The organism is Winogradskyella echinorum (genome assembly GCF_014297365.1).
In the GTDB taxonomy this organism is placed as follows: Bacteria; Bacteroidota; Bacteroidia; order Flavobacteriales; family Flavobacteriaceae; genus Winogradskyella; species Winogradskyella echinorum.
Genome location: NZ_JACOQD010000002.1, coordinates 848,863 through 861,121, shown reverse-complemented (window position 1 = coordinate 861,121; position 12,259 = coordinate 848,863). Strand labels below are relative to the sequence as shown.

Here is a 12,259-nt window from a genome sequence, read left to right as displayed (position 1 = left end):
TAGAGCCATGGCAAAGCATTATTGTTCTTCAAAGATTATTCAAAAATAACAAATAAATAGGCTTTTAATTCCCATAAAAAATTTTATTTTTGCGCACGCACAAATAGACAAGATATGGCTACATATAAGAAAAGAGGCTACAAACCTAAAACGAAGAAAGAGAAAGAAGAAGTTGTTGAAGAAAACTCAACTACAGCTGAGGTATTTAATACCTTAGATGAAGGAGCTTCTAGAACAGAGGAATGGGTTGTAAAAAACCAAAAATATATTATAGGTATTATTGGAGCCGCAGCTTTAATTGTTTTAGCATTTTTAGGTTACAATAAATTTATTGCTGAGCCACAGGAAAAAGAAGCAATGAATGAAATGTACACAGCTAAAAAATATTTTGATGATGCTGTTAATGGTACATCTTCAGATTCTCTTTACAGAATGGCCTTAGAAGGTGGTGAAGGTAAATATGGTATGGTAGATATTGCTAATGAATATAGTGGTTCGCCAGCTGCTAACCTAGCAAATTACTATGCAGGTATGGCATATTTAAACTTAAAGGACTACCAAAATGCAATTGAGTATTTAAGTAATTTCTCTAGTGATGATAAAATGTTAGGACCAATTGCTAAAGGTGGTATTGGTGATGCATTTGTACAATTAGATCAATTAGAAGAAGGCTTAGAGTATTATGAAAAAGCATTTAAGGCTAATGTAAATGATTTTACTACACCATTGTTCTTAATGAAAGCAGCGCGTGTTGCAATTGATTTAGAGCAAAACGATAAAGCTTTAGGGTTTTTAAATCGTATAAAAGTTGAATTTCCTTCATCTACTGAGTTTTCTCAGGTAGATGCTTTAATCGGACAAGTAGAAGCAAGCTTATAAGATATGGCTACGGCAAATCATAATTTATCTAATTACGATAAAACAACAATCCCAAACGCGAAAGACTTTCGGTTTGGGATTGTTGTTTCAGAATGGAACGATACCATAACCGAAGGCTTATGGCAAGGGGCTTTTGATGCACTTATAGATTGTGGAGCAAAAAAGGAAAACATTGTACGTTGGAATGTGCCAGGTACTTTTGAGTTAACCTACGGAGCTGCCAGAATGTCTAAAAGTATATATGCAGACTCTGGTATGTTAGATGCTATCATTGTTATAGGTTGTGTAATTCAAGGTGAAACTAAACACTTCGATTTTGTTTGCGAAGGAGTAACTCAAGGTATTAAAGACCTTAATCTTACAGGAGATATTCCAGTAATTTTCTGTGTACTTACAGATAATACCATGCAGCAATCTATTGATCGCTCTGGTGGTAAACATGGTAATAAAGGTACTGAAGCTGCAATCGCTGCAATAAAAATGGCGGATCTTAGAGTTCAGACTAAATAAGTCTACAGTCCTCAGTCTCCAGTTAGCAATCAAGTAACATTAAAATAATTTTACTTATTATTATAAGTGAAAGTTTGAAAAATTAATTTTGCATACTGCATACTGCATACTGCATACTAACTCTGGCATCCTTTTTGTTGATAATTTTAAGGATTCCTTAAGTAGTATTTACTTGTATTTTCAGTACTTTTGAGCTACATCGAGATTAATTATAAGTCAATTTGTTTAATCAAAGAAAAAATAAACGGTTTAGTTATAAGCCTCGTTTTCAGGATTCCGAAGAACAAAAGTCGAAAGACGACTTCGAGACTAAATGGGATGAAATTAAAGGGGGAAATAAACGACGTGGAAGTGTTTTAACGTCGTTACCAGCTTTAATTATAATGTTAGTTTCGCTTTTTGTTTTAATATATATTCTAAATGGATATATAAAATAATGGTATTATGGGATTAATGAAATTAAAAAAGAATCGAAAGTATAACTATAAGCCTCGTTATTATAAAGGTGAGGGTAGTCCTTACGAACTTAAACATAAATTTGACGAGCATAGAACAACCATAAATCCGGCTAAGGGAATAAAGGGAAAATTAAATGCAGCATTAGATGATTATAAAAATAATCATGACGATAATGTAAATAAACGTGTTTTAATTATAGTTGGTGTTTTGATTTTTTTATTTCTATTGATTATAGGTTTTGATTTGTCAATTTTCCTTCCAAATAGCTAATGACAGATATTATTCAACTTTTACCAGACCATGTTGCCAATCAAATTGCAGCAGGTGAAGTGGTGCAACGTCCAGCTTCTGTGGTTAAGGAGCTATTAGAAAATGCTATTGATGCTGGCGCTACTGAAATAAAGCTTATCATAAAAGATGCAGGTAAAACCCTTGTGCAAGTTATTGATAATGGTAAGGGTATGAGTGTTACTGATGCGCGCTTAAGTTTTGAGCGTCATGCAACTTCAAAAATTAAATCAGCTGAAGATCTATTTCAACTAAATACCAAAGGATTTAGAGGAGAAGCTTTGGCAAGTATTGCTGCTATTGCACATGTAGAATTAAAAACAAAACGACCAGAAGACGAATTAGGTACAGCTATAGAGATAGAAGGTAGTACTGTAAAATCTCAAGAGGTATCTGTAACTCCAAACGGAACTTCGGTTGCGGTAAAAAACTTATTTTTTAATATTCCGGCTAGACGAAATTTCTTAAAATCTGATACTGTAGAATTACGACATATCACAGACGAGTTTCATCGTGTGGCTTTAGCACATCCTAATATTGCATTTGTGTTTTATCATAATGGGAGTGATCTTTTTAACGTGCCAAGTGAAAACTATAGACAACGTGTAGTACATATTTTTGGTACAAAAACAAATGAAAAATTAGTACCTGTAGAAGAGGAAACTGAAGTGTTGAAAATTTCAGGATTTGTTGGTAAACCCGAATTTTCTAAAAAAACGAAGTCCGAACAGTTCTTTTTTGTCAACCAACGTTTTATAAAAAGCCCTTATTTAAATCATGCACTTAAATCTGCTTTTGAGGGTTTATTAAAAGACGGTTATCATCCTAGTTATTTTCTTAATCTTACTGTGGACCCTAAAACAATAGATATAAATATTCATCCGACAAAAACTGAAATTAAGTTTGATGATGAGCATACGTTATATGCTATTTTACGTTCTGCGGTAAAGCACAGTTTGGGACAATTTAATATTGCTCCAGTATTAGATTTTGAACAGCAAAGCAATTTTAATACACCATATAACTATAAAGATAAAACGGCCTCAGTGCCAGCTATTGAGGTAGATAGAGGCTTTAATCCTTTTTCTGAAAGTACTGATAATATAAAACAAAATGTAGGTCAACGCACTAGTTTTAAACAAAAGCCTGCAAAATCTTGGGAAAGTTTATATGTTGGTTTAGAGTCTAAAAGCAATAATTCTGAAAGTGATTTTAGTCAAATAACTTTTGAAAGTGAAGCTAAAAATGAATCTATTTTTAAGGATTCGTCAATTGAAACCACTAAAACAACCTTTCAGCTTCAACAAAAATATATTGTAAGTACTTTAAAATCGGGCATGTTGGTTATTGATCAAAATAGAGCACATCAACGTATTTTATACGAAAACCTATTGAGACATATAACGATTAAGGAAGCTACAAGTCAGCAATTGTTGTTTCCATTGCAATTACATTTTACACCAAACGAAACTAAAATTATAGACGATTTAAAATTTGATTTAGAGCATACAGGGTTTGTGTTTTCAGAATTAAACGAAAAAGAAATTACAATAACTGGAGTACCAGTTGGAGTGCCAGAAAGTGAAGTGTCTATTATTTTAGAGCAATTAATTAGCGATGTAGAAAATGAAGTGCCAGATGCTAATTTTAGTGCAGCAGATTTATTGGCAAAATCTATGGCAAAGAGTTTGGCAATTAAAAATGGGCAATCGTTAAATAGTACAGAACAAGAACATATGGTAAATAGTTTGTTTGCCTGTAAGGAACCTAATGTATCACCAACCAATAGACCAACATTTATTACTATGGCAGTTGATGATATTGAAAAGAAATTTATGTAATTTATGAGATTAGGAATAACTGATACGGTTAAACATTTAATAATCATTAACGTGGTTATGTTTATTGGAACTTTGGCAATTGGAAATGGTGAAGCTTTTTATCAGTGGTTTGCGTTATATTTTCCAAAAAATGAAGGCTTATTTAGACCTTGGCAAATAGTGACTCATATGTTTATGCATGGTGGTCCTGCACATATCTTATTTAATATGATTGGTTTATGGATGTTTGGTTCTGCTGTAGAGAAGATTTTTGGTGCGAAGAAATTTTTAATATTTTATTTGCTATCTGGTTTAGGTGCAGCGATAATAATGCTTGCGTACTATTATTTTCAATATTCACCTTTAGAAGCAGATATAATTGCTTCGGGTTTTAGTCAAGCGGAAATTAACCATATGCTAACTACTAGAGAAATACTAGATGGAACTACACAGGCCCAGGTGGCGCAATTACAGGAAATGTATTATATATTCAATTCTAGTATGGTAGGTGCTTCTGGTGCGCTTTTTGGTGTTTTAGTTGGATTTGGGATGTTGTATCCTAATTCTGAAGTGATGCTTATATTTCTGCCAATTCCAATAAAGGCTAAGTATTTTATTCCAGGATTAATTGCAATAAATATATTTTCTGAATTTTCTGGTCATTCAATTTTAAGTCCAAGTAATACTGCATATATGGCTCATATTGGCGGAGCTCTCACTGGATTTTTATTAATGTATTTCTGGAAGAAAAATGAAAAGGATAAATACCGTTGGAACTAATAATGAGTGCTATAAAGGATTTTAAATATAAGTTTAATAATTTCAATGCTTTTGAAAAGATCATTGTCATCAATATTATCATTTTTATTATTGGTGCGTTAATTGGTGTTTTTGGTAGAACTGATGATTCGTTATCATTTTTAAAATTACCAGTAGATTTTTTCGATTTTATATTAAAACCATGGACGTTCATTACCTATGGTTTTGTGCATTATGACTTTTTTCATATTCTTTTTAATTTATTAGTTCTCTATTATATATCAAGAGTATTATTGAATCTCTTTAGACCAAAAATGGCACTTAATATTTATTTTCTTGGTATTATTACTGGAGCATTAGCTTTTCTTTTTGTGTATAATGTTGTGCCAAGTCAATTTTTAAAACCAACGAGTGGTTTGGTTGGTGCATCTGCAGGTATTAGGGCTCTCATTATTTTTCTTGGTGTCTATTTGGCAGAAACCGAAGTAAGAGTTTTAGTAGTAAACGTAAAATTAAAATACATAGCTTTAATTTTAGTGGCAATGGACGTACTTGGTTTATTTACTTGGAATCAAGGCGGAAATGTAGCGCACTTAGGTGGCGCATTATTGGGTTATTTGTATGCAACAAGATTGCAACAAGGCAAGGATATTGGATCGGCTTTTGAGAAGTTAATGGATAGTGTGGTAAGTTGGTTTCAGCCAAAATCTAATCTAAAAACGGTTCATCGTAAAAAAGGTAAAGGTGAGTATGCAGGCAAGACTAAGGAAGAATTTAATTCGTTTAATAATCAGAAAAAGATAGATTTAATACTAGATAAAATCAGTAAAAGTGGTTACGAAAGCTTAACGGCTGAAGAAAAAGCGTTTCTTTTTAAAGCTGGTAAATAAAATTGAATTGTGAAAGGTTTAAAATTTGGAAGTAAAGTAATATTTGTTATCAATTCTTTGGTAGCATTTTTATTGCTTGTTTCTTACATTTTGCCTTACATATCGCCTAAAAATTTTGCAACGCTATCTGTACTAAGTCTTAGTGTGCCTTTACTAATTCTTCTCAATGTTATTTTCTTTATATACTGGTTGCTTAGAGTAAAGAAGCAATTATTACTTTCATTGGTTGTATTGCTTTTAGGGTGGAATTATATCAGTTCTATGTATAAGTTTTCGTCTTCAAAACATATTGAAGATTCTGATAATATTTCTGTAATGTCCTATAACGTTAGGTTATTTAATCTTTATTCGTGGATACCAAGTAAGACAGTAAAAAATGACATTGTAGATTTTATTTACAAAGAAAAACCAGACATACTTTGTTTACAAGAATACAGAAAAGATGACCCTATAACATTAGATGGTTATTATAACTATAATGCCACACATAATGATTCTGTAAAGCGAGGCCAAGTTATTTTTTCAAAGTTTCCAATATTAAATTCTGGCTCTTTAGAATTTCCTAATACATTTAATAATGGCATTTTCGTTGATATAGTTAAACAGAAAGATACAGTTCGTATTTATAATTTACACCTTCAATCTTCTGGTATAAAAACGGATGTTGAAGCCCTGAAAAATGAAACTTCTAATCATTTATTTAATCAAGTGGGTTCAACATTTAAGTTGCAACAAGAACAAGTTGAGTTGTTTTTAAAGCATAAATCTAAATGTAAGTATAAGACCATTGTTACAGGTGATTTTAATAATACTGCTTATTCTTATATTTATAAGGAGATTAAAGGTGATGATTTAATAGATACATTTGAAAAAGCAGGTAATGGATTCGGAAAAACCTATGATTTTAAGTTCTTTCCTTTGCGAATCGATTTTATTCTAGCGGATAAGGACTTTACTGTAAATGGCTTTAAAACCTATGATGTGTTGCTATCTGACCATTATCCTATAAAAGCAATTCTTAAACTTTAAACCTGCATTAGCATACAATCTACACTATCTGCCAAAATATGGATTACCAATCCTAATCCAATAAGCCGAGTTTTTCTTGGAATAAGTAATAGTAAATAAACTGTAATTGCATAGTAGGAGTGCAGTGGATGAAAATTAATACTACAACGATTTGGTGCAAAAATAGGATTAGCCAATAAATGGTCCAAATCAATCAACATGCCTAAAATCATTATGCCGTATGCTTTTAGCCAATGATTTTTAAAAAACACTAAAGCAATTATTAACGGTAACCCAAAGTGTATGCCGTAATGTATGATTATTTGTAGCATACTATAAGGTCTGTTTTTTTAAATACAATTCAGTATTTGGACCTTCGTTAAAAATCAAATCTAAAATACTAAGATTAGATATAAACCCATGTTTCTCTGTAAATACTTGTGTGTAAGGTTGAAGGGTGTTTACTTCAAAATTACGTTTAACTAATTGTCTATAATCTATTTTGTCTATCGGTTCTTTTTCAAAACATAAAGTTGGTTTAGAGATAATATTTAATTGAAGCATATGTAGTAAGACCTCAAAACAATGCAAATTGAAATCTAAAATATAATCGAATCGGTTTTCAAATAAAGGCATTAAATCATCAATGTAGAATTCAAAAAACGGCGACATACTATAAGCCGATTGTAAGGACTTTATATGTTGTTGTTGCCAATTATCTTCGTTTGCAATTTTTACATCCTTGTATAATTGTCTGTTCTTTTGTGTGTAGCTCACTGGTACGGTTAAAGCTAATTTACCATTAGCTCCATAAATTTCTGTTCTGTTTCTATGGCTTTGCTTTTGGTAATTATCGCAAACTTCAAAATATACCACATCAGATTTAACCATTATAGTAACATGTGCTACGTTTGGAAAATAAGTAGGATGTATAAGACAATTCATAGTGTCTTTATTTAAAGAGGATTTTTTAAGCTTTAGCCTTCTTTTTCTTTCTCCATTTATTAAAGAAAGTGATTCCGAAAATAAGAACTATAAAAGGGATTAAGTACGATGTACGTTCGCCACTTCCACTAACTGTGGTAAAAATTCTATCCCAACGAGGTCTCCAATTTTTTAAACCAGAATTAATGCCATCAATACTCATCCAAATAAACACAGGTTTACCGAATATATGATTGTAAGGTACAAATCCCCAAAATCTACTATCTATAGAATTGTGTCTGTTGTCTCCCATTGCCCAGTAATAATCCTGGCCAAATGTATAGGCTGTAGCAGGTTGATCGTCTATAAAAACCTGATTACCTCTTGTTACAACTTTATGACCTTCGTACTCAGAAATAGCACGTTTATATAGTGCTATATTTTCGGTATTAAGTTCTACAGTAGCTCCAGCTTTTGGTATCCAAATTGGTCCAAAATAATTTGCATTCCAATTATAATTGTAATCATGTGGAAACACACTATTATCTCTTAAACCTTTCTCTGTGGGTACATAAGTTATAGATTCAATATTAGGATGTACAACTGCTTTTTTAGCGGCTTCAGGAGTTGCTTGTATTGTATAATTTTTTGTAACATTATTATAGCCTAGATTGTCAGTGATATCATATTTTTTTAAATATAATTTTGCCATTTGATTAAGTTCATCAAATGTATTAGCACGAACATTTTTAAAAACAATATCATGTGAAAATTGAAGTTTAGTTCTATCGGGTAATTTGTTTTGGATACCATTGATATATACTATGCCATTTCTTACTTCTAATGTATCACCTGGTATTCCTACACAACGCTTCACCAAATTAGTTTTTTTGTCTATAGGCTTATAATAATTTCGATTTGGATGAAAATCATTCATGTTCAGCAAAGTATCTGCTGGTTGATTGAATACGATTATATCGTTCCGCTCAATCTTTTCAAAACCAGGTAGCCTAAAATATGGTAACTGCAATTTGTTTTTCCAAGACGTTTCACGTTCTTCAAAGTTATCGTTATATAAATACGATTTCATTCCTAATTTAGGAATAGTATCATGCACCATTGGTGCTCCAATAGTTGTCATTGGTGTCCTTGCACCATAGTGTATTTTACTTACGATAAGAAAATCACCTACCAATAAAGATTTTTCTAAAGACGAAGAAGGAATTACAAACGGTTGAAAAAAGTACGTATGTACAATAGTTGCCGCAACAATAGCAAATAGGATAGAAGTAATCCATTCTCCTGTTGAAGTTTTTGGGGCTAACCTTCTGTTTTCAATGTAGCTTACATCTGTAGCATAATTTAAGTAATAGAGGTAAAAGCCAAGTGTAACTATACATAATAATGCATCTAATTTAGAATCTTTACCAAAAGCTCTTGCGGTTTCTACCCAAGCTGCAGGAATCATAATAAGATTTACAATTGGTAAAAACATTAAAATAACCCACCACCAAGGACGAGAAATGATTTTCATCAATATCACGGCATTGTATACAGGTACAAAGGCTTCCCAAGCTTTTCTACCAGCCTTAACATAAAGTTTCCATGTACCAAGGCCATGTATAATTTGTATAATGAGTAAAAAGATAAACCACTCTGTCCAAGTCATATCGATAAGTTTTGTCTATGTAGGTTGAAAATTATTCTAATTTGTTTCAAGATTTGAGCAAGTTAACCAATGTTTAACACATCTCGCATTGAGAAAATGCCTTTTTTATCCTTAATCCACTCTGCCGCAATTACAGCTCCCATTGCAAATCCTTGTCTGCTATGTGCTGTATGTTTAATATTTATGGAATCAATTTCAGAATTATAGGTGATTTCATGTGTACCAGGAACATCCTCAATACGCTTAGCTTCTATATGAATTTCGTCAGATTTTGCCGGTTCTAACGTCCAATTTTTATAATTGGTGTTTTCTATAATTTGTTCCGCCAAAGTAATTGCTGTACCGCTTGGTGCATCAAGTTTTTTTGTATGATGAATTTCTTCAATCTCAGTTGAGTATTCAGGTAGATTAGACATAAGTTGACTCAATCTATTATTAATTTCAAAGAAAATATTAACACCTAAACTAAAATTTGAAGCATATAAAAACGTGCCATTCTTTGCTTTACAATAGTCTAAGATTTCATCATATTGGGCTAACCAACCTGTAGTACCAGATATTACTGGGATATTAGCATCTAGTGCTTTTTTTATATTAGAAACGGCAACTGAAGGAATACTAAAGTCTATAGCAACATCTGTATTTGAAAAATCAAAAATAGAATCCGAATCAGATATTTTTAATGAAATCTTATGGTTGCGCTTTAAAGCAATAGCTTCAATACTTTTACCCATTCTACCGTAACCTAGTAAAGCTATATTCATATTAAAATTTAAAATTTACTGTAACTCCTAAATCCGAAGTATTTTCCATTTGATTGTATTGATAATGCGGTCGTAAACTCAAGTTTTCATCGACATTAAATTGAAGTAAATGTGCATCTACATTTGCATCGATTATGTTTAAAGCATATAAACCGATGGTTACTAACAACGATACTTCTTTATTTCTTCTAAATTGCTCTTGCGCTCTTATAAGACCATCATCTGAAACAACATTGTAAAACTCATCATCTTTAAAACCTGCTAAACGTCTTTTATAGGCATCTCTATAACGGTCAAATTGTTTATCGTTTCTAACATAGAAATAAACACCTGCGCCAATACCTCCCCAAACTAATGGGATTTTCCAATATTTTTTATTGTAAGCTTGTCCTAATCCTGGTAAAATTGCCGAATAGAATGCCGCTTTAGATGGTCTAAGAGGGTCTATCTCTTTTCTTGTAAGTACTTCTTTATCAATTAGAATAAGTTCTTTATCTAATTCAATATTTGTGCTGTCTTTGTCTTTTTGGGAAAAGGAGAATAGCGCTGAGGATAAACACAACAAGAGAATATAGAAACGTTTATTTAGCACGTTGCACTAATTTTTTAATTCGGTTAAAATCTTCCTCAGAATGAAAAGGTATCGTAATCTTACCGCTTCCATTTCTTGCAACTTTAACGTCTATTTTATGTCCAAAGTATTCCGAAAATTCTTTAATTCCTTTTTTAATATGTTTTGGAACTTCATTAGAAACTGTCTCCGTTGGAGTAGGTGCTTCAGAATTTAAATTCTTAACCAGTTGTTCTGTTGCTCTAACAGATAGTTTGTTAGTAATAATCTTTTCGTAAACCTCTAGTTGGTCAATTTGGCTGTCTATATTAACCATAGCTCTTCCATGACCCATACTAATAAATCCGTCTCGCATTCCGGTTTGAATAATCGGATCTAATTTTAGCAATCGCAAATAATTAGCGATAGTAGAACGCTTTTTACCAACACGCTCACTCATTTGTTCTTGCGTAAGATTTATTTCATCAATTAAACGTTGGTAGGATAATGCAATTTCTATAGGATCTAAATCTTGGCGTTGAATGTTTTCAACTAATGCCATTTCTAACGATTCTTGGTCGTTAGCAATTCTTATATAAGCAGGTATAGCCTCTAGGCCAATTAATTTTGAAGCTCTAAAACGACGTTCACCCGAAACTAATTGGTATTTATTGAAGGCTAATTTTCTAACCGTTATAGGTTGAATAACACCAAGTTCTCGGATTGAAGATGCTAATTCTCTTAACGATTCTTCATTAAAGTTTGTTCTTGGCTGAAAAGGGTTAACCTCAATACTTTCAATATCGAGCTCAACAATATTACCAACAACCTTATCTGCATTTTTATCTTCAGCAGATTTAATATCATTTTCAGGATCTTTCAGTAAAGCCGAAAGTCCGCGTCCTAATGCTTGTTTTTTTGTTGCCTTCGCCATTATAATTCATTTTTCTTAATCAGTTCTTTCGCTAAGCTCAAATAATTAGCCGCACCTTTACTGCTTACATCATAGTTAATAATACTTTCACCATAACTTGGTGCTTCACCTAAACGTACATTACGCTGAATAATAGTATCAAAAACCATATCTGTAAAGTGTTTCTGAACTTCTTCTACAACTTGATTTGATAAGCGTAAACGCGAATCGAACATAGTTAAAAGTAAGCCCTCAATATCTAACGCTTCATTATGTATTTTCTGTACACTTTTAATAGTATTTAACAGTTTGCCTAGTCCTTCGAGTGCAAAATATTCGCATTGTATTGGAATAATTACTGAATCTGAAGCTGTTAATGCGTTTAAAGTAAGTAAACCTAATGAAGGTGCACAGTCAATTAATATATAGTCGTATTCCGATTTTAAATCTACAATGGCTTTTTTGAGCATGTATTCTCGTTCGTCCTTGTCCACGAGTTCAATTTCGATAGCAACAAGGTCTATATGTGCAGGAATAACATCTACATTTGGCGCATTAGAAGCGACAATAGCTTCTTTTGCAGATTTGGTGTGTTCTAATACTTGGTAAGAGCCAAGTTCAACAGCATCAACATCAATACCTAAACCTGAGCTAGCATTAGCTTGAGGATCGGCATCTATAAGTAGGACTTTCTTCTCTAGTGCACCTAAAGATGCAGCTAGATTTACAGAGGTTGTCGTTTTACCAACACCTCCTTTTTGATTAGCAATAGCAATGATTTTACCCATTAAATGATTTGGTTTATTAAGGGTTTAAAAATACGATT

General features: G+C 32.2%; 14 protein-coding genes. 7 read left to right on the top strand and 7 right to left on the bottom strand.

Annotated elements, in window-relative coordinates; translation table 11 throughout:
• Positions 1–114 precede the first annotated feature (114 nt).
• From H8K90_RS11025 to H8K90_RS10995, 7 genes are all read left to right on the top strand, one after another.
• Positions 115–879 (top strand): tetratricopeptide repeat protein, encoded by a 765-nt coding sequence (locus H8K90_RS11025; RefSeq protein WP_186846012.1) that lies wholly within the window; start codon positions 115–117, stop codon positions 877–879.
• Between the two features lie 3 nt (positions 880–882).
• Complete coding sequence (gene ribH, locus H8K90_RS11020; protein ID WP_186846011.1) at positions 883–1,389, top strand: 6,7-dimethyl-8-ribityllumazine synthase; 507 nt, start codon at positions 883–885, stop codon at positions 1,387–1,389.
• A 444-nt stretch (positions 1,390–1,833) separates the two neighbouring features.
• Entirely contained in the window at positions 1,834–2,118 is a 285-nt protein-coding gene (locus tag H8K90_RS11015; protein WP_186846010.1) for a riboflavin synthase subunit beta, read from the top strand.
• The gene (mutL, locus tag H8K90_RS11010; protein WP_186846009.1) at positions 2,118–3,977 is read left to right on the top strand and encodes a DNA mismatch repair endonuclease MutL; all 1,860 of its coding nucleotides are present in this window, start codon (positions 2,118–2,120) and stop codon (positions 3,975–3,977) included. Before H8K90_RS11015 ends, mutL begins: the two co-directional genes overlap by 1 nt.
• A gap of 3 nt (positions 3,978–3,980) precedes the next feature.
• On the top strand, positions 3,981–4,736 hold the full coding sequence (locus H8K90_RS11005; protein ID WP_186846008.1) for a rhomboid family intramembrane serine protease: 756 nt from the start codon (positions 3,981–3,983) through the stop codon (positions 4,734–4,736).
• Between the two features lie 2 nt (positions 4,737–4,738).
• The gene (locus H8K90_RS11000; protein WP_186846007.1) at positions 4,739–5,605 is read left to right on the top strand and encodes a rhomboid family intramembrane serine protease; all 867 of its coding nucleotides are present in this window, start codon (positions 4,739–4,741) and stop codon (positions 5,603–5,605) included.
• 9 nt (positions 5,606–5,614) lie between these two features.
• On the top strand, positions 5,615–6,634 hold the full coding sequence (locus tag H8K90_RS10995) for an endonuclease/exonuclease/phosphatase family protein (protein WP_186846006.1): 1,020 nt from the start codon (positions 5,615–5,617) through the stop codon (positions 6,632–6,634).
• Here H8K90_RS10995 and H8K90_RS10990 read toward each other — a convergent pair.
• From H8K90_RS10990 to H8K90_RS10960, 7 genes are all read right to left on the bottom strand, one after another.
• The gene (locus tag H8K90_RS10990; protein ID WP_186846005.1) at positions 6,631–6,945 is read right to left on the bottom strand and encodes a DUF6122 family protein; all 315 of its coding nucleotides are present in this window, start codon (positions 6,943–6,945) and stop codon (positions 6,631–6,633) included. The two genes, H8K90_RS10995 and H8K90_RS10990, sit on opposite strands and share 4 nt — an antisense overlap.
• 1 nt (position 6,946) lies before the next feature.
• On the bottom strand, positions 6,947–7,558 hold the full coding sequence (locus H8K90_RS10985; protein ID WP_186846004.1) for a WbqC family protein: 612 nt from the start codon (positions 7,556–7,558) through the stop codon (positions 6,947–6,949).
• A gap of 25 nt (positions 7,559–7,583) precedes the next feature.
• Positions 7,584–9,206: a signal peptidase I gene (gene lepB, locus H8K90_RS10980; protein ID WP_186846003.1), complete on the bottom strand. Its 1,623-nt coding sequence runs from the start codon at positions 9,204–9,206 to the stop codon at positions 7,584–7,586.
• A 62-nt stretch (positions 9,207–9,268) separates the two neighbouring features.
• On the bottom strand, positions 9,269–9,970 hold the full coding sequence (dapB, locus tag H8K90_RS10975; RefSeq protein ID WP_186846002.1) for a 4-hydroxy-tetrahydrodipicolinate reductase: 702 nt from the start codon (positions 9,968–9,970) through the stop codon (positions 9,269–9,271).
• A gap of 1 nt (position 9,971) precedes the next feature.
• Complete coding sequence (locus H8K90_RS10970) at positions 9,972–10,562, bottom strand: DUF5683 domain-containing protein (protein ID WP_186846001.1); 591 nt, start codon at positions 10,560–10,562, stop codon at positions 9,972–9,974.
• A complete protein-coding gene (locus H8K90_RS10965) occupies positions 10,552–11,454 on the bottom strand; it encodes a ParB/RepB/Spo0J family partition protein (RefSeq protein ID WP_186846000.1) in 903 nt (300 codons plus the stop codon). Before H8K90_RS10965 ends, H8K90_RS10970 begins: the two co-directional genes overlap by 11 nt.
• Positions 11,454–12,221 (bottom strand): ParA family protein, encoded by a 768-nt coding sequence (locus H8K90_RS10960; RefSeq protein ID WP_186845999.1) that lies wholly within the window; start codon positions 12,219–12,221, stop codon positions 11,454–11,456. Before H8K90_RS10960 ends, H8K90_RS10965 begins: the two co-directional genes overlap by 1 nt.
• Positions 12,222–12,259 lie beyond the last annotated feature (38 nt).